We start from the raw sequence: 24,216 nt of genomic DNA, 5'->3' as shown, positions 1-24,216 counted from the left end.
CGGATTGCCCGGCTTCTCGGCGGTGCAGGAGCAGCTTAAGAAAGTGGGCACCCAGCTCCAAATCATTCCTTACTCGGTGGGCAAATCGTTCGGCGAAGACAAGCTGATGGGTCCGAAAGAGTGGCTCGACAACCCCAAGCTGGCCGTGGGCAAAACCATTGCCTGCTACCTGCGCGACGGTGACCAGAACATTGCCCTGAAATGGTGCGCCGACAACGGCCTCAAAGTCAACCCCGACGAAACCACCTACGACCCCGAAGCCGTGAACTTCATGTCGGCTTCTGACTTCCTGGTAGCCGCCGAAAAGTACATCATCGGCAAGCCCGAACAACGCACCAAAGTGGTAAACGGCAAAAACACCGGCGTAAAAATCGACGTGGTAGCCGACGCCGTAGCCACCTGGACGCCCGGCGACGTGAACATTGCCAAGCAAAAAGGCGGCCTGGTGAGCATCGTGTCCACCAAAGACTACTCCAACCAGATGCCCAACATTATGGCAACCACCAAGCGCTGGTACGACGCCCACCAGAAGGAAGTGGCCGGCCTGATGACCGCCTTCGCCGTGGCCGGCGACCAAGTGAAGTCGCACCCCGAAGCGCTGAAGCGGGCCGCTGATATTTCGGCCGACGTGTACGGTGATAAAGACAAGAACGGCGCTTACTGGCTGAAGTACTATAAGGGCGTGAGCGAAGCCGACCGCACCGGCGAAGTGGTGGAACTCGGGGGCAGCAAAGCCTTCAACTTCGCCGACAACCTGGCCTTATTCGGCCTCGAAGAAGGTGGCACCAACATCTACGCCTCCGTCTACAAAACCTTCGGCGACGTGCAAAGCAAGCTTTACCCCAAGGAGTTGCCCAGCTACGTGCCCCTCGACCAGATGCTGGACCTGAGCTTGCTGAAGAACATGCAAACTCAGTACAAAGGCAAAGCCGTGGCCCCCGCCGACCAGCAGAAGTTTGCCGCCGACGATGAAATCCGCCGCAACGTGAGCAAGCGGGCCTGGAACATCGAGTTCAACACCGGCCAAAGCTCCTTCACCCCCGCCGCCGAACAGCAGCTCAACCAGCTTTTCGACGACCTAGTAGTAGCCGGCAACCTGAAAGTAGCCGTCCACGGCCACACCGACAACGTCGGCGACCCGCAAAAGAACCAGCAACTCTCCGAAGACCGCGCCATGGCCGTGCGTGAGTGGCTGCAACAGAAAAGCACCAGCGCCTTCCCCGAAGGCCGGGTGCAAGTCTACGCCCACGGCGCCACCGAGCCGGTCGAAAGCAACGCCACCCCCACGGGCAAAGCCAAAAACCGTCGGGTAGAAGTGGTCCTCGGTAACTAACCTACTACAAAGTAGCCCGTCATGCTGAGCATGTGGTGCATCAAGCCAGGGACCGAAGCATCTCGCGTGCTGACGTTGTACGGATGCCGATGCCAAAGTAACCGTCCTGCTGAGCTTGTCGAAGCATCTCTACCGCCAAACTATTCCTGACGTGAGAACGAAGCGGTAGAGATGCTTCGACAAGCTCAGCAGGACGGTCTTATTTCCTTTTTACTCCTTAGTCATGAAAAATCTATTCATTCCAAATGCCCAGCCGCGCCAGTCGGTTTTCCTGACCATGGTGGCTTGCCAGGCGCTGGTGCTGTTGGTGCTGTGGCTGCTGTACCCGCTCAAGCTGTTCCCAACGCTCGGCGAGGTGCTGGCCGCTTTTCAGGATCTGGTGCGCACGCAGGGCTTGATTCAGGAGTTGTGGGCCAGCTTGGTCACTGCTATTCAGGCGGTGGCCGTGGCAACGGTGCTGGCCCTGTTCATCTCTTACCTCACGGCGCTGCCGTTCTTTCGGCCCCTAGCCTACGCTGCCACCAAACTGCGCTACCTCACCCTCACGGGCCTCACGTTCTTCATGGCTCTCATGCTTAGCTCCGGCCACCAAGTGAAGCTGTCGGTGCTGGTTTTCGGGGCCACGGTGTACTTCGTGACGGGCATGACCAGCGTGATTCTGACCACCACGCAAGAGGAAATGGACCACGCCCGCACCCTCGGCATGAGCGAATGGCGCAGCTTTTTCGAGGTGATTGTACTCGGCAAGCTCGATGATATGCTGGAAGTGGTCCGCCAGAATTTCGCCATCATCTGGACCATGATTACGCTGGTCGAGACGCTCTACCAGTCGGAAGGCGGCATTGGGCTCCTGCTCTACAAGCAAAACCGCTACCTGCACCTGGCCGGCGTCGTGTCCATTCAGCTGGTTATCCTGGCCGTGGGCGCGTTGCAAGACTACCTGTTCGTGCTCCTGCGCCGCGTGTTCTTCCCCTACTCCCAGCTGACCACGGCGCGCTAAAAGGGCCTCACCCCCTAGCCCCCTCTCCGAAAAGGAGAGGAACTAGCTGCTAGTTCTCAAATCGAATCTTCTAAACAGTCAAACCTCAAACTAGCTCTAGAAACTGGCAGCTAGTTCCCCCTCTCCTTTTCGGAGAGGAGGCTAGGGGGTGAGGCGCCCAACAGAACGATATGACTCCCCAACCCTATAATTACAAAGAACCCGTCCTCACGCTGCAAGGCATATCGATGACGTTCAACGGAGAAGTTATTCTGCGCGACATCAATGCGCAGGTCCTCGACGTGACCCGGCCGGGCCTGAACCAGGGGCAGGTCGTGGGGTTTTACGGCCGCTCCGGCATCGGCAAATCGGTGCTGTGCCGCATCATGGCCGGGTTGCTGGCCCCGAGTAGCGGTACCGTGCAAGTGGGCATCAATCAGTTGCCGGTACTGCCGGGCATGGTGGGCCTCGTGCAGCAGCGCTACCCACTATTCGACCACCGCACCCTCCACGACAACCTGCTGGTGGCCGCCCTCCGCAAACACGCTCCCGACGAAGCGCAGCGCCAAGTAACCTCCTATCTGGAACGGTTTTGCCTCACGCCGCACCGCAAGAAGTACCCAGCACACCTCTCGGGCGGCCAGCGCCAGCGCGCCGCCATTGCCCAACAATTGCTCTGCTCCGAACACCTTATCCTGCTCGACGAGCCCTTTTCCGGCCTCGACGTGGCCATGATCGACGAGGTCAAAAAGATCATCCTCGAAGTCACGACCATGGACGAGCTCAACACCGTCGTCATCGTCTCCCACGACATTGCCACCACCACCGCCCTCGCCGACCGGCTGTGGCTGCTCGGCTACGAACGAGACGCCGCCGGCCAGCTCGTCCCCGGCGCCACCATCACCCAACAGCACCAATACAACCTCGCCGAAATGGGCCTGGCCTGGCACCAGAACGTAGAAGCCGAACCCGAATTCGCGCAGTTCGTGGAGGAAATCAAGGGCGAGATTCGGGGGAGTGTGTAGCTTGTATAGAACGATGTAGAGACGCGACACTTCGCGTCTCCCCGTTGAACGATTGGCAAAGAACGAGTACCTTGATTACTAGCAATTACTACTATCTATCGTTCAACGGGAGACGCGAAGTGTCGCGTCTCTACATCGTTCTATACTTTATGGATAATCTTTATCAGGATCAATACCGTGTAGCTTCTACCCGACTACTAGGTTATGACTATGGTCAGAATGGAGCATACTTTGTGACCATTTGCACCAAGAATCGCCAACCTTACTTTGGTTCAATAGAAGTACCCGCAGGTAATTGGGATAATGCTTTTCTTAAGCTTACGTCATTAGGAGAAAAAGCAGCAGAATGTTGGGATGCTATTCCACAATTCGCGCCATTCGTCCGGCTCGATGCCTTTGTGCTTATGCCCGACCATTTGCATGGGGTGATATTGATTGACAAATCAGAATCCGCAAATGAGACACTTTCTCAGATATTCGAGAACCGCTTTGGGCCGCAGTCCGGCAATCTACCCTCAATGCTTCGCGGTTTTAAATCGGCAGTAACAACCTTTGCCCGACATCACCATCTAGAATTTCAGTGGCAAGCTCGGTTTCATGACCGAGTTGTGCGCAGTGAAATTGAGTTAAACAAGATTCGCAATTACATCATTACAAACCCCAGCCGGTGGGGAAAAGAATATGAAAACGGCGAAGGTCTTTACCGCTGAACGATGTAGAGACGCGACACTTCGCGTCTCGTCGTTGCTGAGGTTGTTTATTCAAACTGACCAAACGGCGCGGACGCCGAGACGCGAAGTGTCGCGTCTCTACATGGTGCCTACTTTTACTGCGGTATCACCCTCTCTTACATATGCCCTCCGGAACCCTACTCCTCATTGACGACGAACCGCGCTTGCGCCAACTATTGGCGCGGGTGCTGGAGCTGGAAGGCTACACGATTCTACAAGCGCCGGACGCTCGGCGCGGCCTGGAACTGCTGGAACAGCACGCCGCCGAAGTGCTGGTGGTGGTGTCCGACGTGAAGCTGCCCGATGCCAACGGCGTGGAGCTGCTGCCCCGCCTCAAGGTGAAAGCGCCGGATTGCGAAATCATTCTGCTCACCGCTTTCGGCACCATTCCCGATGGCGTGAAGGCCATGAAGCAAGGCGCCTTCGACTACCTCACCAAAGGCGACTTCGAGCAGCAGTTGGTAGTAGTAGTGGACCGCGCCGCCGAAAAATCCCGTCTGCGCCGCCGGGTGGCGGAGTTGGAACGCAAAATGGGCCAGCGGCACAGCTTCAGCTCCATGATTGGCTCGTCGGGGGCGCTGCGGCGGGCGCAGAGCCTCGGCGAGCAGGTGGCCGTGACGGATAGCACGGTGCTACTGGAAGGGCCTACGGGTTCGGGCAAGGAATTGTTTGCGCAAGCCATACACGAGGCGAGTCCGCGCAAGTCGAAGTCGTTTGTGGCGGTGAACTGTAGCGCCTTTCCGCGGGAGCTGCTGGAATCGGAGCTGTTTGGGTACAAGAAAGGTGCCTTTACGGGGGCGCTGGCCGATAAGAAAGGCTTGCTGGAAGAAGCCAATGGCGGTACCTTGTTTCTCGATGAAATCGGGGAGCTGGAGCTGAACGTGCAAGCCAAGTTCCTGCGGGTGCTGGAGTTGCAGCAGTTCACCAAGCTCGGCGACACCAAACCCACCAACGTGAACGTGCGCCTGGTAGCGGCCACTAACCGCAACCTCAAGCAGGAAGCCGCCGAAAGCCGTTTCCGTCCCGATTTGTACTACCGGCTGTCGGTGTTCACCATCAACGTGCCGCCGCTCAAAGACCGGCCCACCGACGTACCCGCCCTGGCCGACTACTTCCTGCAATACTTCGCCGCCAAGCTCTGCAAGCGCCTCCCCGGCCTCGATGCCGAGTGCCTGCGCCTGCTCCAGCAATACCCCTGGCCTGGCAATGTGCGGGAGCTAAAAAACGTGCTGGAACGCGCCGCCATCCTCGCCCCCGCCGACCAGCCCCTGGCCGCCGGCTACCTCCCCGACGAGTTCCACACCCCGGCCGCCCCGCTCAGCCTCACCGATGCCAACCCCGACGACAACAGCCTCCGCACCATGGAAGCTCGCCATATCCAACTCCTGCTCCACCGAGTGCAAGGCAACAAAACCGAAGCCGCCCGCCAGCTCGGCATTGGCCTCACCACGCTCTATCGCAAAGTGCAGGAGTACGGTTTGTAACACCAACTTTCAGCTGGTGACTTCGGTGTAGCGCGAAGCCTTTGCTTCGCGTATCGTTGCTGAGATTGAGCAACACTATTGCTGGTCGTTTAACGATACGCGAAGCAAAAGCTTCGCGCTACAGCCTCTATCATTATGCAACAGAGCCGCTTGGTAGATACTCGCTCAGCTGGTCACCAACTAAAAGTTGGTGTTACTTTTTATTCCCATGACCTTAAAAACTAAAATCCGCCTCAGCATCCTGACCATGTTGGTGTTGCTGCTGGCGTTGGGTGGGTACGCGTTTCAAACGATTCAGCGGCTGGAAGGCGGGGCGCGTGGGGTTCAGCAGGCCAATTTCTACTCGGTGGAATACGGGCTACAAATGCTGCGGGCCGTGGAACAGTTGGAACAACAGCCCGCGGCCGCTGCGCCGCTAGAGCAGTTTCGGCGGGCCCTGACTCGCGAGGCGGCCAACATCACCGAGCCCGGCGAGTTGGCGCTGGTCGATACGCTCACCCAACATCTTGCTGATTATCAGACTTTGGTTGATGAGCAGGCGCCGCTGGGACAACAGCAACTGAAACTGCGTCAGCTGCAAATGGAAATTCACCGCGTTATTGACTTGAATACCAGTTCCTTCAATGCCAAAACCCAGGTAGCCACCACCAATGCCACCCGCGCCCGGCAGATAGTCTTGATTTTTATTAGTTTGAGCGCCGCCGTTGGTCTGGTGCTGGTGGTGCGGCTGCCGCGGGAAGTGTTGCGCCCCCTGCGCCGCCTCACCGCCGACGTAGAGGATGTGGCCAGCCCCGGCCCGACCAACCAAGTGCCCATCGCCAAAAACGACGAAGTCGGGGCCGTGGCCCTGGCTTTGAACCGGGCTTTCGGCTACATGCAAGACCAGCGCAGCGCCACCCGCGTGGCCCTGGCCACCGAGCGCAACCGCCTGGAAAGCCTGGTCGAGCACCTCGACGAAGGGTTGCTCCTGCTTGATGAAAGCAACTGCGTGCTGCTCGCCAACCCCACCGCCCGCCGCCTGCTCGACCGCCCCGCCGCCGATTTAGTTGGCCGCAAGGCCGAAGACCTCAGCCGCGAATCCGAACTGCTGCACACGCTGTTTCGGCCGCTGCTGGAACCGCCCGCTCAGCCCGCCGATGGCAGTGCGCAGCCGCCGCTGCTCACATTCCGGCAGCATGGCGAGGACGTGTACTATCGGCTCACGGCCAGCCACATCGTGTCGTTCAACAAGGAACTGCGGCAAACCGAGTTTGCGGGGCACATTTTGTCGTTGCGCAACGTGTCGGAATTCAAGAAGCTGGACGAAATCAAATCCAACTTCCTGGCCACCGTATCGCACGAGTTGAAAACGCCGCTGGCCAGCATCAACCTGAGCCTCATGCTGCTGCAAGACGAGCGCACCGACCCTGAGGAGCGTTTGCGCATCGCCGACGGCATCCGGGAGGAAACCACCCGCTTGCTGGGCATGGTGGGCCAGCTCATCGACGTTTCGCGGCTGGATGCGGGGGCCGGTATCAAGCTTGATGTGCGCTCGGTGGCGCTGGCCGACGTGGTGGAATATGCCGTGGACACGGTGCAGCCGCAGCTTCAGGACAAGGAGTTGTGTTTGGAAACCAACCTGCCCCCCACCCTGCCCGCCGTCCGCGCCGACCTCGAAAAAACTACGTGGGTGCCCATCAACCCGCTCGCCAACGCCATCCGCTACTCGCCGCGCGGCGCCCGCCTCACGGTGCACGCCACCCGCCTGCCCGACCACCAGTTGCAAGTAAGTGTGCAGGACTACGGCCCCGGCATCCCGCCCGAGTATCACGAGCGGATCTTCCAGCGCTTCGCCGAAGTGCCTAATCCTGCGGGCCACAAAGGCGGCTCCGGCCTCGGCCTGAGCATTTCCCGCGAGTTCATTCACACCCAAGGCGGTCGGCTATGGGTGGAAAGTGTTCCTGGTGCAGGCAGCCGCTTCCTGTTCACTTTGCCGGAAGCAGGGTAACAGGAGCTTAAGAGAAACGCCCTGCTTGGTCCAACATCCGCTTACCGAGGTTGCAGCAAAACCAACCGACAAGCTAGATCTGGCCTGGCGCTTTCTTAGCTATCCTCCGGTAGCTGGCGCTGGAAGTGCATTTGCAGAATGGTATCGACCTTTTCTTTGGTTAGGGGCTTGTTGACCAGGCCGGCAATGGGCAACTCCTGTACACGCTCCAGGTCGCGAGAGTGCAGAGAGGTCGTGAGCATCACCACCACAATAGATTGTTGTTGAGCGCGGGGCAGTTGGAGGTACTCTTCCAAAAACTCGATGCCATTCATGACGGGCATGTTCACGTCGAGCAGGATAAGCGAGGGACAACGCGCCCCGGGGCGCGTGCAACACTGGTCGAGAGTGGCCAGGGCTTCCCGGCCGTTTTGGGCTACAAACAACTGTTCTGAAACACCTAAACTTTTCAGCAATAGCTCGTTAAGAAAATTAGTTGTCGAGTCATCATCAACCAAAAGAATACTAGGAAGCTTATCCATATAAAAACAACTACACCACCCTATAACAGCTACCACCCAACCACCTACCATGTCCGGTAAGATACTCGACAGTATACGCAATTAGCGGGGAAAAGAAATGGTAAAGGTTGAGCCAACGCCCAGCTGACTTTCCACCTGAATGTGCCCGCCCCCATTCTCGACCATGCGCTTAACCATGTACAACCCAATACCGGTGCCTTCTACATGGTCGTGGAGGCGCTGAAACATGCCAAAAAGCCGCGCCTGTTGGGGAGCTGTAAGGCCAAGGCCGTTGTCTTGCACGCTAAGCTCGGCATGGCTGTCGGTTTGTTGGCAGCGCAGGCGCACGTGCGGCACCCGGTCGGGGTGGCGGTACTTGAGGGCGTTGCTGAGCAGGTTATACACCACCGAACGCAGATTTTTCTGGGAAAAAGAAATGGTGGGGCAGTGGGCTACGTCCACGTCTAGCCGGGCCTGGGTGGACTTTAGCAGCGGCGCCAGATCCAGGCACACTTCCTCTACTACGGCGGCTAGGTTCACGGCTTGGCTGGGCTGCACATGCTCTTTTTGCAGCTTCGTGACGTCGGTTAGGTGGTCGATGGTTTTCTGGAACCGCTCCACCGCTCCTTGCATCATTTGCAGAATGGTCAGCACCTGCGTGTCAGTGGCACTGGCTTCGGGCAGTTGCTGCGTGAGGGCATGCAGTAGCCCTTCGATGTTGGCAATGGGAGCCCGCAGGTCGTGCGAGGCGGTATAAATGAAGTTGTCGAGGTCGACGTTGGTGCGGATTAGCTGCTGGTTGGCGGTGCCGAGCTCCACGTTGGTGCCTTGCAACTCTTCGTTGATCGTGGCCAGTTCTTCGTTCAGTTCCTGTACCTGCACTTGGCTCTGCTCCACTTGCTGGCGGGTCAGCACCTGCTCGGTTACGTCGGAGGCTACCACGGCTACGCTGATGATGTTGCCTTGCCCGTCGCGCAGGGGCTCGTAGGCGAAGTTGAAATATTTAATTTCCTCGGACCCATTTGGCCTTGTCTGAATCTGGACCGGCACTTCCTGAGCTACCTCCCCACGGCCCATCTGGCGCACCTTATCCAGCACCGCCTGAAAGCCCTGGTCGTTAGCTTCCGGCACGGCCTTGAACAGCGGCCGGCCCACTAGCTGCGCCGAAGCCCGGCCCACTATGCGGCATAGAGCTGGATTGGCCACTTCCACTAGGTACTCGGAGCCCTGAAAGACGCCGATGGCCACCGGCGCCTGTTCGAACATGGCCCGTAGCTGCGCCTGCTGCGCCTCGCGCTGCTGCCGGGCCCACACCTGCTCCGTCACGTCGTAGGCAAAAACCGAAACCCCCACAATTAGTCCGTTTTCGCGGTAGGCCTGGTAGTTGAAATTAAAATAGGAATCCTTGGCCGGTCGGCCGCCGGGTTGGTCGATAATGAGTAGCACCTCATTACCGTAGAAAGTCTCGCCGGTTTGGTAGACGTTGTCGAGCAAGGCCACAAACCCCTGCGCCAACGCATCGGGCTGGATTTCGGCAATTGTGAGGCCCCGCATGTTGCGGCCCGGAAACAGCTGCTGGTAGGCTGGGTTGTGGTATTGCACTTGGTGCTCGGGCCCGCGCAACAAGGCTATGCTAGCCGGGGTTTGCTCGAACACCTGGTAGAACGCCTCCCGCTCCTGGGCTATGCGCTGCACTCCTGCCAGCACTTCGGCCTGCAAGGCCTCGGCGCGCTGCCGGACCTGCACCTCCGTCGTCACCTCGAAGGCAAACACGAGAATACCGTCGATCTGCCCGTGTTCGTTGTAGCGGGCCTGCTGCACGTAGTTGAAGTACCGGTCTTCGAGCACTCCATCCTCGGGGCGCCTAATCGGAATCAGCAGCGCTTGCTCCTCGTGCGTAACCCCGGTGTCGTATACCTGCCGCAAGGTTTGGTAAACGGCATTATCGGCAATTTCGGGCAGGGCCTCCAAAATAGACCGGCCTTGGAGCTCCCGCCCCGGAAACAGCTGCTGATAACCCGGGTTCACCAGTTCGTACACCAGGTCGGGCCCATCAAGGATGCAAATAGCGGCCGGGGCTTGCATGAAGAAGCGTTCCAGGCGGGCGCGTTGCCGCTCCACTTCCTGCTGCGCCTGCCGGACCTGCTGCGTCCGCTCTGCCACGCGCGTTTCCAGGTCGTTGTTGAGTTCCAGTAAGGCCTGCTCGGTGAGTTGCAACTCGTTGATGTTGGCGCGCACCTCTTCGTTGGCAACAAACAGCTCTTCGTTGGCGGCGGCCAATTCCTGGTTTAAGCGCTCCACCTGCTGTTGGCTGTGCTCGGCCTGCCGCCGGGCCTGTACCTGCTCGGTCACGTCGTAGGCAAAGTTGAGGAGGCCATTGACGTCGCCTTGCCCGTCGCGCAGGGCTTGCAGAAACACGTTGAAGTAGCGCTGTTCCAGCTTTCCTGTTTCGGTAAGAGCCACCCAGGTTTCAACTTCGTAGCCGTAGAAAAGCTCACCAGTCTGGTACACTTGATCTAATAGCTCGAAATACTGCTGTCCTTCCAGCTCCGGCAACGCCTCGCGAATGGCCCGCCCTTGCAAGGTACGCGCCGGAAACAAGTGCTGGTAGCGCGGGTTGACGAACTGATAAACGTGGTTGGGGCCGTAATAAGTGGAAATACTGGCGGGTAGTTGCTCTAGAATATCGTATAGGCGCTGACGTTGGGTTTCGGCTTCGGCCTGGGCATCTTCCGCCGTTTGGGCCGCGGTTAGCAGCGCTTGGTTGGCGGCTTCGAGTTGCTGGTTGAGCCGTTGGAGTTGCGCCTCGTTGCGCTCTACGCCTTGGCGGGCTCGTACTTGCGTGGTGGTATCGGTTAGGATACCAAGCACCCCCAACATGGCATCTTCCCCATCATATAAGGGCTGGAAAACAAAATCGAAATACCGGGTTTCCTGTCGGCCCGGCTGCCCTAGCTGCGCGGGTACTTCGCGCCCCACATACGGTACTAGCGTGTGGGCCACCTCGGCTATCAGCTCGGTGAAGCCCTGGCCACGCAGCGCGGGCACGGCCTCCAACAGCGGCTTGCCAACTACCTGCTCCGGCGTGTAGCCCCACAGGGCGCCTATCTGCTTGTTGGCCGCCGTCACCATCTGGCTTTCGCCTTCCAACAAGCAAATTCCAACGGGCGCTTGCTGAATAACGGCCTGTAGCACTTGCCGCTCACGGTCAATGGCGGCTTGGGACACCACCTCCCGGGCCCGGCTTTCGCGCAGTTCAGCTTCGACCCGAATGCTCTCCGTCACGTTGATTACGGAGTGAATATAATGGCGTAACCGGCCTTGCGCGTCGAGTACCGGCGTGTTGCGCGGCAGCCAGTACCGCTCCACAAACTGACCGGGGTTTTTCGGGTCGGGCACGTCGTAGTGCTGCAAAGCCATTTCGTGGGGCTGGCTCATAGTCCGCACCTGCTCCAGCGAATCGCGCAGGTTTTGCACGCCCTTGGCTTCGGGCGTTTCCGGGTTGTCGGGGAAGGCGGCGAATAAGTGCTGCCCCAGCAACTCACCTCGTTGCGTGAGGGTAGCGGCCAAATAAGAATCACTGGCGGCCTCAATCAGTAGGTCGGGCGAGAGCAGCAAGTACGCTTCCGGTAAGGCGTTGAAAATTGAAGTTAGGCCCTCGTCTTCAACGCATGCCGGAGGGCCCACTTCCTTGGCCCGGCCCGCGTGGGTGGCTTCGCTGATGTTGACGACCAGTACTTGGCCGCTGCGCTTGGCCGCCAGGTGCAGGTAGCTGTTGGCTTCATTGCGCTGGTAATTGAGGGTGTAGCGGCCCGCCTCGCCCGTCTGGAAAGTGGTCTGATAGAAGTTGAAAAGCCCGCTAGCGTTGGCGTCTGGATGGAGGACCAGAACGCTGTCGGCGGGATATTCCGGCAGTTGCATCGCCTGCTGCGCCGCGGCATTGAGGCGCACGTAGGCCAGATCGATAAGCTTTGTTTCATCCTCGGCTGCGTACAGGGGCCGCAGCAGGGCAATGCCCGTCAACGAGCCGTCCAGCAGAGTTTCCAGCAGATCGGCAGGGGAATATAAGGCGGAATACCGGGCGTCAGAATCAGGCATAGCGGGAACACAAGGAGCCCGCAAACGGGCTCGGCAGACAAGGTACGGGCAAGAAAGATACTAGAGGGTGATCCAACGGGCGGGCCCAGAATACAACCGCGCGGCTCGCTTGAGTGTTTGGCATTAGCCCTTCCCGGCAATTCGCCGTAATTTCGCCGTCCCTAACTCTTTGGACCAATTTAACATCCATGCCCGGTTACAGTCCCCAGGAAATCGAGAAGAAGTGGCAGGCCCACTGGCAAGCGCACCACACGTTCAAAGCCGATAACAGCTCCGACAAGCCTAAATTCTACGCGCTGGACATGTTTCCGTACCCCAGCGGCGCGGGTTTGCACGTCGGGCACCCACTCGGCTACATAGCCTCCGATATCGTGTCGCGCTTCAAGCGCCTGCGCGGCTACAACGTGCTGCACCCCATGGGCTTCGACTCGTTTGGGCTGCCCGCCGAGCAGTACGCCATCCAAACCGGCCAGCACCCGGCCCTTACCACCGAGCGCAACATCGAAACCTACATCCGGCAGCTTAGCTCGCTCGGGTTCAGCTACGATTGGAGCCGCGAAATCCGCACCTCCGACCCGGCCTACTACAAGTGGACGCAGTGGATTTTTCTGAAGCTCTTCAATAGCTGGTACAACCTCGATACCAACCGCGCCGAGCCGCTGAAAACCCTGCTCGACAAGTTCACCGAAAACGGCAGCCAGGGCATTCGCGCGGCCGGCGACGAGCAAGAGCGCCACGACTTCACGGCCGGCCAGTGGCAGATGATGAGCGAAAAGCAGCGCCTCCAGGCCGTGCACCCCTACCGCCTCGCCTACCAGCAGGACACCTACGTGAACTGGTGCGCCGGCTTGGGCACGGTGCTTTCCAACGACGAAGTGAAAGACGGCCTTTCGGAGCGCGGCGGCTTCCCCGTCGAGCGCCGCCTGATGCCGCAGTGGAACCTGCGCATCACCGCCTACGCCGACCGCCTCCTGCAAGGCCTCGACACGCTGGACTGGCCCGATGCCGTGAAGGAAATGCAGCGCAACTGGATTGGCAAGAGCATCGGGGCCGAAGTGACGTTTCCGGTTCAGGGCCATGCCAACGCGCAAATCAAGGTGTACACCACCCGCGTGGACACCATTTACGGCGCCACGTTCTTGGTGCTGGCTCCCGAGCACGAGCTAGTGACGGAGCTCACTACGCCGGGGCAAAAAGAAGCGGTGCAAGCCTACATCGACGCCACCAAGCGCCGCTCGGAGCGCGACCGGATGGCCGATGTGAAGGTGGTTTCGGGCGTATTTACGGGCAGCTTCGGGTTGAACCCGGTGTCGGGGGAACCGGTGCAAATCTGGCTGGCCGACTACGTGCTGGCTGGCTACGGCACCGGCGCCGTGATGGCCGTACCCTCCGGCGACCAGCGCGACTACCTGTTCGCCAAGCATTTCGACCTGCCCATCGTGCAGGTAACCGATGCCCAGCAACACCTCGACGAGCAAGCCGACCCCACCAAGGAAGGCCGCTACGTTAACTCCGGCATCATCGACGGCCTCGGCTACAAAGAAGCCACTGCCAAGCTGATAGCGTTTCTCGAAGAGAAAGGCCTCGGCAAAGGCAAAACCAACTTCCGCATCCGCGACGCCATTTTCGGCCGCCAGCGCTACTGGGGCGAGCCCATCCCGATCTACTACAAAGACGGCACCGCCTACGGCGTAGCCGAAGCGGATTTGCCCCTCGTGCTGCCCGAAATCGACGAGTACAAGCCCACCGAAACCGGGGAGCCGCCGCTCGGCCGCGCCAAAGACTGGAAGTACAAAGGCCTCTACGACTACGAGCTAAGCACCATGCCCGGCTGGGCCGGTTCCTCGTGGTACTACCTCCGCTACATGGACCCGCACAACGCCGAGCGGTTCGTGGGCGAAGAAGCGGAAAAGTACTGGCAGAACGTGGACCTCTACCTCGGCGGCGCCGAACACGCCACCGGCCACCTGCTCTACTCCCGCTTCTGGCACCTCTTCCTCAAGGACTTAGGCTTGGTGACGGCGAATGAGCCATTCCAGAAGTTGATTAATCAGGGGATGATACTGGGCCGCTCGAACTTCGTGTATCGAGCGAATTTATCTTTTGTCTATCACTCACAACCAGGAAATTCAATAACGATTGATCCTAAAAAAATTCCCCAAATATTTGTCACAGAAAGTCTTGCTGAGGCTATTGTAAAAGGCACAGATGCTGTTAAGAAGCAGGAAGCTCTCGAAAAAATATATAAGTACTACAGTAGCAGGATCAGTCATTTTCTTGAGGTATACCGGTATGTAGCTTTTGAAACTACCAGCATTGAGGAAATAACTATAACCCCTCTTCACGTCGATGTGAACATTGCCCATAACGATGTGCTAGACATGGAAGCTTTCAAGAATTCGCGCCCTGATTATGCAAATGCCGAATTTATTTTTGAAGACGATGGCCGTTACATCTGTGGTTGGGAAGTCGAGAAGATGTCGAAGGCCAAGTTCAACGTGGTCAACCCCGACGTGCTGGTAAGCCAGTACGGCGCGGATGCCCTTCGCCTCTACGAAATGTTTCTGGGGCCGCTGGAGCAGTTCAAGCCGTGGAACACCAACGGCATGAGCGGCGTGGCGGGCTTCCTCAAGAAGTTCTGGCGCCTCTACCATCCGCAGGACGGTGCCTTCGCCGTAACCGACGAAGCACCAAAACCCGCGGAGCTAAAGGCGCTGCACAAGGCCATTAAGAAGGTGGAAGAAGACATCGAGCGGTTCAGCTTCAACACCACCGTCAGCGCCTTGATGATTACGGTGAACGAGCTAACTGCCCTCGAATGCCACAAGCGCGCTGTTCTGGAGCCACTGGTCGTGGTGCTTTCGCCCTACGCCCCGCACCTAGCCGAAGAGCTGTGGCAGTTGCTCGGCCACGAAGCCGGCAGCATCAGCTCGGCCACCTACCCCGAGTTCAAGGAAGAATTCCTGGTGGAAGACACCGTCAACTACCCGGTAGCCATCAACGGCAAGGTACGCGAGCAGCTTGAATTCGCCGCCACCGCCACCGCCGCCGACATCGAAGCTGCCGTGCTCGGCTCGGATTTCCTGGCGCGGTTCGGCGAAGGCAAAACGGCCAAGAAGGTTATCGTCGTGCCCGGCCGCATGGTGAACGTGGTAGTGTAAGTGATGCTAGTTTTTATTGAAAAGGCCCGCTGGCATTAGTCAGCGGGCCTTTTTCCTTATCCAAGACCTGAGGCCTCGAGTAAATCCGTCGAGTCACTGGTGGAAATGGATTCCTGCGCTGACTTGTCATACATCTTAAGTAAGTAGACCGTTTCCTGAACCACCTTTACACAAGTAATAACTCGGGCGCCACCGCTATTTGCCCTTATTTTTGGAAGCTATGGCCATGCGGACTTTGTAGCAATCCTGCCCTAAGGCACTGCCTTGAACCGGATTCTCCACTATTTCCGTTAGAAAACGCCGATAATCTTCTTTATATAGAAGGATACTTTTTGGCTAATCTCTTCAACTCACGTTCAAAGAATGGAGTTGCAACTGGGCTACAGCTCATCCAGCAGGTCGTATGCGGATTTCAGCTTGATTTTGCCTTGCTGATGCAGTTCCACTTGCTCTAAAGCTTCTTTCATCTCATCCACCCATTCCTGCTGAGCGGAGGAGAGTTTCTTCTCTTTCGGAGTGCGAACGGGCTTGGCTTCCACTTCGAAGGCGAAGCTTTTCAGCACCTTCATCATAAAGGCGTATTGCTCGTCGGGAACGGTGAGGAGTATCTGGCGCATGATGCAAAATAGTTGGTTTCTGGCAGACCTTACTCTATTTACGGCAGCCAGAAGTATAATGCCCGTAGGCGCGTCATAGTTTCCTGGCCGCTTAAGGCCGTCTTGCACTGGCTTTTATTCTTGCACCCTGTCCGTTTCTGCTGAAGCCTACAGCAGTTCTCCGGTCTGCGTACTAGGACCCCGCCAAGATTCAACAAGTAGGCGCGGTTTGCAGTTATACTGGTTCAATTTGGAAATAACCGTACTTTGTCTCGGCGCGATAAGTAGCCTGGCTGGCAGTTCGCGCCGTTTTCATCTACCAGTTTGATTGTACACACTGCTATGGAAGACCGGATTTTAGGGCTGCATCACATCACGGCTATTGCCAGTGACGCCCAACGCAACTTCGATTTCTACGCCAAGGTTCTAGGTTTGCGCTTCCTGAAGAAGACCGTCAACTTCGACGACCCCGGCACCTACCACTTCTACTTCGGCGACGAAATTGGGTCGGCGGGCACCATCCTCACCTTTTTCCCCTGGACCCATATCAAGGCGGGTCGGCGCGGCACGGGGCAGGCCACCGAAATCGGCTACTCGGTACCCGCCGGCAGCTTTGATTTCTGGCTGAAGCGCTTCGATGAACACAACGTTGTTTACAACAAGCCGAGCGAACGGTTCGGGGAGTTGTACCTGCCCTTCCTCGACCCCGACGGTTTGAAGCTGGAACTCATCGTTCCCAAAAACCCCGACCCGCGTGTTCCCTGGACCACCGACGCCGTGCCGGCCGAAGTAGCTTTGCGCGGCTTTCACAACGTAACCCTGACGCTGACCAGCCAGCAAGGCACGGCCGCCGTCCTGACCGAGCTGTTCGGCTACACCCTCACCGAGCAGCACGTCAACCGTTACCGCTACGTCACCGACACCGTGCCCGCCGCCGCCATTGTGGACTTGGTAGAAGTGCCCGGCGAAGCGCAGGGCGTGGTGGCGGGCGGCTCGGTGCACCACGTTGCCTTCCGGGTGAAGGACGACGCCATGCTGATGCGCGTGCGGCAGCGGGTTGCGGAGCGCGGCCTCAACATCACCCCCTGGATTGATCGGCAGTACTTTCACTCGCTGTATTTCCGCGAGCCGGGCGGCGTGTTGTTCGAGCTAGCCACCGATAACCCCGGCTTTCTGGTGGACGAGCCGCTGGCCGAACTCGGGACGCACCTACTCCTGCCGCCCCAACACGAACCGCGACGCCAGCAGATCGTCGCCCAACTACCACCTATTGTATGAGTTCTCCGGCCTACCAACCCCTGCGCTACCTCTACCAGCCGGCCGCAGCACCAGCTAGCCACACGCTGCTTTTGCTGCACGGCACCGGCGGCGACGAGCGGGACTTGCTGCCCCTGGCCGCCCGTTTCGGGGCGGGCGTGAACGTGCTCAGTGTGCGCGGCAACGTGCAAGAAGGCGGCATGCCCCGCTTTTTCCGCCGCCTCGGCATGGGCGTTTTCGATGAAGAAGATGTGGTCTTCCGCACCCATGAGCTTGTTGCTTTTCTGCAAGAAATCAGCACCAAAGGAGGCTTCGACGCTACGCAACTGGTAGTCGTAGGCTACTCCAACGGGGCCAATATTGCCGGCAGCATCCTGATGCTCTACCCCGACTTGTTGGCCGGCGCCGTGCTGTGGCGCCCGATGCAGCCCCTCACCCGCGCGGTACCTGCTTTCACTACATCGCGCCGCGCGCCCATCTTGTTCAGCCCCGGCACCCACGACCCCACCGTGCAACCCGAGGCCTCGACGCGCTACGCCGCCCTACTCACCGCCGCGGGCTTCAGCGTCACCCGCCGCGACATTCCCGCCAGCCACAACCTCACCCCCACCGACGTAGAAACCGGCGTTGAGTGGTTTCAGGAGCACTTTCCAGCTTAAGTAGGGCGGCTGAATCAGCTCCGCATCAAGAAGAGAGCTGGTCCCAGAAAATCACCTTCCCGGCGTCCTGGTGGACGAACTGCATGCCCCCATCCTGCGACACCACAATGGCCAGGCACTCCGGCTCGGCCAAGCACAGCCGATAGGCGGCCCGGTGGCGGGTGCCGCCGTGGTCGGCGGGCACCGTTTGCAGGGTGCGGCCTTCCATGTCCAGGGCCCGGTAGACGTTGCTGATAGCGGTTTGGGAGGCTTTGATTTCGACACCAAACCCCACCACTTGCAGCTGTTTGGTGAGCACGAGGGCGCCATCAACGGCCGTCATATCGGCGAGCAGATCAGCGAAGTAGGTTACTTCGGCATCGAGGGCGAGCAGCGTGGCATCCTGCGAACGACAATAGTGCGCCCAGCTAACTTCTCCCAACTCGCCGAGCCGGCGCACAACAGCCACTAGCAGCGTCCGGTAGCGCGGCCCCGCATTGCCAGGCTCGACTTTGTACTTGGGTTGCAGAATGCTGCCCGAGGCCATCAGGTAAGCCACTTTGTCGGTGGGGACCAGCAGCACCAGGCCGCCGTGGCCGCTGGCGCGCATCCGCACCAGCGCCTGGCGCTGCAAGTGGTGCGAGAGCAACACCACCAGTTCCTCCTCCATCGGCGTAACCAGCGTCGGGAGTTGCGCTTGCTGAAGCAGGTGCCCGTTTTCATTGAAGCGGCCTTCGCCCCAGGCGCTGGGAAACTGCACAAAGCCGTGGCCGTCGATGCGGCCGTGTTGCAGGGTTAGCACCCGCGTATTGCCGCAGTAGAATACCAGGTTGCCGGGCCCTCGTACGTGCACCATCAGCGCCAGCGGCGGACTAGCCGGCGAGGAGCGCGGACTTTCCGCTAGCCGGTCCCACTCGTGGTGGGTGAACAGCATCCCCCACAGCATCAAACTGTTATCAGCCGTTAAACGCACGGCCAGCAAGCTCGACTGCCGTTGCACCGCCGGACTCAGCCGCCGAATCTCCTGCTCGTTGCAAGCGCGCGGCGGGGTGAAAGACACCAGGTGAAAGCCCGTTGGCGTCACAGCTTGCGCTTCCAGCTGGTCGGCCGAAGCAAAGATGACGTGGCACTCCACCGCCCGGCCCTCCTCCTGGAGCATACTTGCCTGATAGAGGGTGGAAATCAGTTGCGTCAGCACCTCTTGCGCGGGCAGGGGCGGACTGGCGGCCCCATCGTGGGGCCAGCGCTGCTGCAATGCTGCCGCCAAATCACTCGGATAATAATGCGTAGCCATAATGTGTTGTCAGGAGAAAAACCAGGAAACCTTGCCTTTGCGCATTGCAGCCAGTGCTACCCCTTAGTTAAACACCGGGGCGTATTCCTGCGCGAAAGCCGCAAAGGGCCGGGGCGCGTGGCCGGTGGCTTCTTGCACGCCGGTGGCCACGGTGGCGGCTTCCCCGCGGTGATAATGCGCGTAGTCCTCCATCAATCCCTCGGCTTGCCAAGCGGGAAAACCTATTTCTAACACTGCCGCGTGCATGGCCTCGGCTGGCACATCCTGAAACGCAACCGGCTTGCCTAAAGCCGCGGCGAGTTGGGCGGCCATTTGGGCGTGCGTTAAGGCTTCGGGGCCGGTCAGGTTGTAGATTTTGTTTTCGTGGCCGGGTTCGGTGAGGGCCGCCACGGCCGCCGCGGCTATGTCGCGCACGTCCACGGCACTGACTTTGGCCTCGCCGATGGCCGCAAAGAACTTGCCCTGCGCCGCTATTGAATCCCGGAAGGCCAGCAAACCCTGCATGAACAGATTGGGCCGCAGGAAGGTGTACGTCAGGCCGCTGGCCTCAATAGCTGCCTCCACCACGGCGTGGTAGCGCAGAAAACGCACCGGCGAATTCCGGTCGGCGGCCCACTGTGAGAGCTTCACTATGTGGTGCACCCCCGCCTGTTGGGCCAAGTTCACGAAAGCGAGTTGCTGCGCTTCGGCTAATTCGGAAGAGTTGGTTAGCAGGAAGGCCCGCTCGATGCCGATTAGCGCTGGCGCCACCGTTTCCGGCTGGTTTAAGTCGCCGGTTACCAGCTCGGCGCCTGGCAGCGCCTGTAACTGCTGCGCCCGCGGGTCTTGCAGCGAACGAACGAGGGCCCGAAACGGAACGCCAGCAGAGGAAAGCAGCCGGCTTAGTTCGGTGCCGATGTTGCCCGTGGCGCCGGTTAGCAAAATGGTTGGCGAGGAGTTGCTAGCGGAAGTAGTGGCTGCGGAAGCAAGAAGATTGTTCATGGGAAGAAGGAAAAGGAGGAAGTAACAGCAGAATCCAGCACGGAAAAGCACCCTTGGCAACGGGCTCGTGGTGTCCTGCCTGGTAGAACTGATGCAAACCTACTGGCCTTCTTCTCCGGAAAATTGTAAGAAAACGAAGCAACTCCACCTGCCCGTTTCTTAGCCGTTTCGCTAGTCCTTCAACTTCGCTTCTCGCCGCGCAGCTTACTGTCCATACACCTTAATAAAGGCTAGATTACCACTGAAAAATCGGTCTTTGCGTATGCGCTGCTGGATCTGGGCCTGTTGGATGTAGCTTGACCAATGCGCAAACTGCTTCCGGTTTAAGCGAATCGCGAATAGCTTAGCACCAGATACTCAGTTGCTTGGTGTTATTTTATAGAAATCCCTCGCGCAACCTTACAAGCTACCAATGTCGATGAGCGTGTTACGTGAACAGTTCATTGTGGCGCCTCGCTCTTTGCAGCAGGTTCTCCAGTACTGCGTGCTGTTGACGGTGGCGGAAGGCGCCGCGCCGGTGGTGCGCACGCTGCTGCCCACCTTCCAGATCGTGATGCTGATCAACCTCGGCCCCACGGCCGAAATATGGCACGACGACGGCGCGCTGGCGCAGGTGCACCAGCTACAGGGTATTGTGGTTACGGCTCCCCTCAAACGGGCTTTCCAGTACCGCCTGCCAGGCAGTAGCCGCGTGTTGGCCGTCAACTTCACGTTGGAAGGCTTCTTCCGGCTGTTTCAGGTTCCCGTAGAACGCCTCACCGACGACTTCACCGACCCCGACGACTTAGTGCCCCACCGACCCTTCGCGCAGCTATGGCAACAACTATGCTTACTTCAGGACCCGGCGGCCCTCGTGCAGGCCCTTGCTGATTTCAGTTTGCCTTATCTAAAGGCTTTGGAAGCAACGCAAGCCCAACTCATGACGCAGTTGCCGCTGCTAGCCGAAAGCCGCCATCTGAATCCGTTAAAGGTTATGGCTTCCGCCACCAAAGTGTCGGAAAGAACCTTGCAGCTACGCTTCCAGAAGTACCTGGGGTTCTCCGTAAAGGAAGTATCCCGCTTTATGCGCTTTCGACGGCTGCTGGGAAAGCTAGAACAGCGCGAACGAAACGAGAAAGAGGATTGGCTGGCTTTGCTAGAGCAGCATGGCTACTACGACCAAAGCCATCTGATTCACGACTTCACCTATTTCCTTCAACAGTCGCCCACCAAAGTGTCGATGCAGCTGCTGCAAGGCGATGCCATCTGCTTCACGCGCACCGAGTTAGTGGAGTAATGCGTTCAAGATCAGCTTATTGCTCGCTGACGATTGCCTCGCGCGTGACACGCGGCAGCGAAGCCAAAACAAGGTCATAAGAATGGTTTATCCACTCGCGGAGCTGCACCTCGGAAGCTCCGGTACCGATCAGCACGGTGTTCCAGTGCTTTTTGTTCATGTGGAAGCCGGGCAGCACGTAGTCGTACTGCTCGCGCAGCTCGGCGGCGCGCTCCGGGTCGCACTTGAGGTTGATGCTGCCGAACGTATCAATATCGGTAAGGGCGAAGACCTTGCCGCCGACTTTAAAAACCAAGGTTTCGGGGCCGAAGGGAGTTTCTTCGGTTACTCCGGCCTTCAGCAAGCAATAGTCCCGGAAGTCTTCGATGTTCATGCAACGCTAGCAATAAAAGTTACAAACGAAAGAGCGCCAACTTGTAGTTGGCAGCTTTCCCAAACCAGTGCAAGAAAGCTCGGTCTGGGGAAGCTACCAACTGCAAGTTGGCGCTGCAAAGAAGTGGTTATCTAGCGAAGAAACCAGCGGTAGAGCAACACAATAAATCCCACTAGGAACATCGCCATAGAGAGCTTATTGATAAAGTGCATAGTCCGCAGGTTGAAGTTGGAAGTGCGGTTCGGGTCGTTTTTACGGAAGAAGTAACCGAAAACGGGACCCAGGTTAAACAAGCCTTTCATGCGCATAATTCAAGTCTTCTGGTGTGCTGATATAACATTCCGGACCCCAGAATGATTTACTTTTCTCGCTCTATTCTTGTCTATTTATTTGTATTTATTGTTGGTACAAGGTCTCAATCAGCTCCTGATTTTTCTGGCTGATAATCTTGCGTTTCACCTTCAACGTCGGCGTCAGCTCCCCCGATTCCACGCTCCAAAGTGCTGGTAGCAGGGCCACTTTCTTGATTTGCTCCCATTGCGCGAAAGCGGCCGTAGTTTGCTGCACGAGTTGCTCGTAGAGGTGCTGCACCTGCGCGTGGGCGGCCAATGCAGCATCTGAGAGGTCGGCCGGCAAGTTGTGGCTTTGGGCCCAAGCGCGCAGCTCCGCGAATGCCGGCACCAGCAGGCACGCCGCAAACTTCTGCCCTTCGCCTACCACCATCACCTGCTCCACCAGCGGCGACTCCGACAACCGCGCTTCCAACGGCTGCGGGGCAATGTACTTGCCGTTGGAAGTCTTGAACATCTCTTTTTTGCGGTCGGTAATTTTCAGAAACCGTCCCTGCACCAGCTCGCCAATGTCGCCGGTGTGCAGCCAGCCGTCGGCGTCGATGGTTTCGGCCGTGAGGTCGGGGCGGTTGTAGTAGCCTTGCATCACGGAGGGCGAGCGGGTCAGGATTTCGCCGTCGGGGGCCAGCTTCACTTCCACCCCCGGAATGACCGGCCCCACGGCCCCGATTAGGTTGCCACTGGCCTCGGGCTGGCTGGCGGCAATAACGGGCGAGGTTTCTGTCATGCCGTAGCCTTCCATCACCCGGATGCCGGCCGCCCAGAACACCCGCGCCAGCCGGGGCTGCAATGCCCCGCCCCCGCTCACGATGTAGCGCACCTGTCCGCCCATAGCTTCCCGCCACTTACTGAACACCAGTTTGTTGGCCAAGGCCAGTTGCGCGTTGTACCAAATGCCTTGGTCTTGCTGCGTGTCGTAGCGCAACCCCAGCTCCAGAGCCCAGAAGAACAGCTTTTTCTTGGCGCCCGTCAGTTCCTGGCCTTTGGCTACTATCTTATCGTAGATTTTTTCCAGCAAGCGCGGCACGGTGGTAAACACCTGGGGCTGCACCTCGCGCAGGTTGTCGGCAATGTGCTCCACGCCCTCGGCGTACCAAATGCTGAAGCCCAGCATCAGGTAGAGGAAGGTGGCGGTGCGCTCGAAAATATGGCTCAGGGGCAGAAAGCTAAGAGCTTTCTGGCCGGGCGGCAGCGGCAGGTAGCCGGTCAGGTTTTCGCAGTTGTAGAGCAGGTTGCGGTGGCTGAGCATTACGCCTTTGGGCCGTCCGGTGGTGCCCGAAGTGTAGATGAGCGTCAGCAGATCATCGGGCTCTACGACGGCTTTTAGCGCGTCAAGGACTGTTGCATCGGTGGCTTGCCCCAGGGCCAGCAAGTCGGCGAACGAGCGGGAACCTTCCAGCTTTTCAAATGTGAAAATGTGCTCAGGGCCGTGCGGCAGCCCTGCTACTGCTTCTTGCACCCGGCTTAGCAGCCTTTTGTTTTCCACCAGTACCACCCGCACGCCGGCATCCTGAAAGATGTGGCGGTAGTCTTCCACGGTGATGGTGGGATACATCGGTACGCTCACGGCCCCGAGCTGCGCAATGCCAAAGTCGGCCACCACCCACTCAGGGCGGTTAGCGGAGATGATGGCCACTTTGTCGCCGTGCCCGATGCCTAGTTGCAGCAACCCCAAGCTCACCCGGTTGCTTTGCTCTTGCACCTGCGCGGCGCTAGAGGGCTGCCAGGTGCCGGCCTTTTTTTCCACCAAACAAGCAGCTTCTGGCGTGGTAGTAGCCAGCCGAGCCAGCAAATCAAAGGTGCGACGGATTTCCATGGGTGGGTAAGAGGCAGTAGCAAGTAAAGCGGTTGTTGACACAAAAATAGTTCGGCTGCGTGCCAATAGCGGAGCCAGGCCACAATCTTACTGTTCGCTCCAACTATTTGTTGGCAACTCTCTTCCAGCCAGCAAACAACTGGTCGTGCGGAGGCCCAGATGATAGCGCATTAACCGCCTGCCTGCTGAGTTTACGAAGGATGTTTTCACCCGCGAACAACGGACATGCCAACCATGCGCTTCGCGGGCACAAGGTTTTTCGCAGGCTCAGAAGGACAAGAAAAACGTCAGCAACGCTTGCATACCCAGGCGTACCCAGCCAGTAGCGCCCGCAACG

At 58.6% G+C, this 24,216-nt stretch carries 18 protein-coding genes; 10 read left to right on the top strand and 8 right to left on the bottom strand.

Going from position 1 to position 24,216, the window contains the following annotated elements; genetic code table 11:
• From ACFE7X_RS15280 to ACFE7X_RS15255, 6 genes are all read left to right on the top strand, one after another.
• Positions 1–1,333, top strand: a 1,333-nt coding sequence (locus tag ACFE7X_RS15280) for an OmpA family protein (RefSeq protein ID WP_375436548.1), incomplete at its 5' end; no start/stop codon positions are given.
• Between the two features lie 223 nt (positions 1,334–1,556).
• On the top strand, positions 1,557–2,333 hold the full coding sequence (locus tag ACFE7X_RS15275) for an ABC transporter permease (RefSeq protein WP_375436547.1): 777 nt from the start codon (positions 1,557–1,559) through the stop codon (positions 2,331–2,333).
• Positions 2,334–2,503: 170 nt separating this feature from the next.
• A complete protein-coding gene (locus tag ACFE7X_RS15270; RefSeq protein ID WP_375436546.1) occupies positions 2,504–3,337 on the top strand; it encodes an ATP-binding cassette domain-containing protein in 834 nt (277 codons plus the stop codon).
• Between the two features lie 149 nt (positions 3,338–3,486).
• Positions 3,487–4,047, top strand: a complete 561-nt coding sequence (locus tag ACFE7X_RS15265) for a transposase (RefSeq protein ID WP_375436545.1) — start codon at positions 3,487–3,489, stop codon at positions 4,045–4,047.
• Positions 4,048–4,190: 143 nt separating this feature from the next.
• Positions 4,191–5,552: a sigma-54-dependent transcriptional regulator gene (locus tag ACFE7X_RS15260; protein ID WP_375436544.1), complete on the top strand. Its 1,362-nt coding sequence runs from the start codon at positions 4,191–4,193 to the stop codon at positions 5,550–5,552.
• 208 nt (positions 5,553–5,760) lie between these two features.
• Positions 5,761–7,539, top strand: a complete 1,779-nt coding sequence (locus ACFE7X_RS15255; RefSeq protein WP_375436543.1) for an ATP-binding protein — start codon at positions 5,761–5,763, stop codon at positions 7,537–7,539.
• 95 nt (positions 7,540–7,634) lie between these two features.
• Here ACFE7X_RS15255 and ACFE7X_RS15250 read toward each other — a convergent pair whose 3' ends face one another.
• Entirely contained in the window at positions 7,635–8,060 is a 426-nt protein-coding gene (locus ACFE7X_RS15250) for a response regulator (protein WP_375436542.1), read from the bottom strand.
• 81 nt (positions 8,061–8,141) lie between these two features.
• Positions 8,142–12,137 carry a PAS domain-containing protein gene (locus ACFE7X_RS15245; RefSeq protein ID WP_375436541.1) on the bottom strand — a complete coding sequence of 1,332 codons (3,996 nt, stop codon included), beginning with the start codon at positions 12,135–12,137 and terminating at the stop codon, positions 8,142–8,144.
• A gap of 188 nt (positions 12,138–12,325) precedes the next feature.
• On the opposite strand from ACFE7X_RS15245, the gene ACFE7X_RS15240 reads away from it, so the two are divergent.
• The gene (locus ACFE7X_RS15240) at positions 12,326–15,298 is read left to right on the top strand and encodes a leucine--tRNA ligase (RefSeq protein ID WP_375436540.1); all 2,973 of its coding nucleotides are present in this window, start codon (positions 12,326–12,328) and stop codon (positions 15,296–15,298) included.
• Positions 15,299–15,678: 380 nt separating this feature from the next.
• Here ACFE7X_RS15240 and ACFE7X_RS15235 read toward each other — a convergent pair whose 3' ends face one another.
• Complete coding sequence (locus tag ACFE7X_RS15235) at positions 15,679–15,915, bottom strand: hypothetical protein (RefSeq protein WP_375436539.1); 237 nt, start codon at positions 15,913–15,915, stop codon at positions 15,679–15,681.
• A gap of 321 nt (positions 15,916–16,236) precedes the next feature.
• On the opposite strand from ACFE7X_RS15235, the gene ACFE7X_RS15230 reads away from it, so the two are divergent.
• Together ACFE7X_RS15230 and ACFE7X_RS15225 are read left to right on the top strand one after the other, a co-directional pair.
• Entirely contained in the window at positions 16,237–17,172 is a 936-nt protein-coding gene (locus tag ACFE7X_RS15230) for a ring-cleaving dioxygenase (protein ID WP_375436549.1), read from the top strand.
• Positions 17,169–17,810, top strand: coding sequence for an alpha/beta hydrolase (locus tag ACFE7X_RS15225; RefSeq protein WP_375436538.1), 642 nt, complete (start codon positions 17,169–17,171; stop codon positions 17,808–17,810). The genes ACFE7X_RS15230 and ACFE7X_RS15225 overlap by 4 nt, the downstream gene beginning before the upstream one ends.
• 25 nt (positions 17,811–17,835) lie before the next feature.
• On the opposite strand, the gene ACFE7X_RS15220 is transcribed toward ACFE7X_RS15225, so the two are convergent.
• Positions 17,836–19,083, bottom strand: a complete 1,248-nt coding sequence (locus ACFE7X_RS15220) for a putative sensor domain DACNV-containing protein (protein ID WP_375436537.1) — start codon at positions 19,081–19,083, stop codon at positions 17,836–17,838.
• Positions 19,084–19,146: 63 nt separating this feature from the next.
• The gene (locus ACFE7X_RS15215; RefSeq protein WP_375436536.1) at positions 19,147–20,064 is read right to left on the bottom strand and encodes an SDR family oxidoreductase; all 918 of its coding nucleotides are present in this window, start codon (positions 20,062–20,064) and stop codon (positions 19,147–19,149) included.
• A gap of 418 nt (positions 20,065–20,482) precedes the next feature.
• On the opposite strand from ACFE7X_RS15215, the gene ACFE7X_RS15210 reads away from it, so the two are divergent.
• Positions 20,483–21,340 carry a DUF6597 domain-containing transcriptional factor gene (locus ACFE7X_RS15210; protein WP_375436535.1) on the top strand — a complete coding sequence of 286 codons (858 nt, stop codon included), beginning with the start codon at positions 20,483–20,485 and terminating at the stop codon, positions 21,338–21,340.
• A 16-nt stretch (positions 21,341–21,356) separates the two neighbouring features.
• Here the strand turns inward: ACFE7X_RS15210 and ACFE7X_RS15205 are convergent, their stop codons facing one another.
• The 3 genes from ACFE7X_RS15205 to ACFE7X_RS15195 all read right to left on the bottom strand — a co-directional run bounded on the left by ACFE7X_RS15205 (position 21,357) and on the right by ACFE7X_RS15195 (position 23,879).
• Positions 21,357–21,713: an MmcQ/YjbR family DNA-binding protein gene (locus ACFE7X_RS15205; protein ID WP_375436534.1), complete on the bottom strand. Its 357-nt coding sequence runs from the start codon at positions 21,711–21,713 to the stop codon at positions 21,357–21,359.
• Positions 21,714–21,844: 131 nt separating this feature from the next.
• Complete coding sequence (locus ACFE7X_RS15200) at positions 21,845–22,015, bottom strand: DUF6728 family protein (RefSeq protein ID WP_277228338.1); 171 nt, start codon at positions 22,013–22,015, stop codon at positions 21,845–21,847.
• Between the two features lie 94 nt (positions 22,016–22,109).
• On the bottom strand, positions 22,110–23,879 hold the full coding sequence (locus tag ACFE7X_RS15195) for an AMP-dependent synthetase/ligase (protein WP_375436533.1): 1,770 nt from the start codon (positions 23,877–23,879) through the stop codon (positions 22,110–22,112).
• Positions 23,880–24,216: the final 337 nt, after the last annotated feature.

Origin of the sequence: uncultured Hymenobacter sp. (assembly GCF_964242765.1) — a bacterium.
Lineage (GTDB): Bacteria > Bacteroidota > Bacteroidia > Cytophagales > Hymenobacteraceae > Hymenobacter.
The sequence above is the reverse complement of the archived record's forward strand: the minus strand, read 5'-3'. Positions and strand labels throughout refer to the sequence as shown.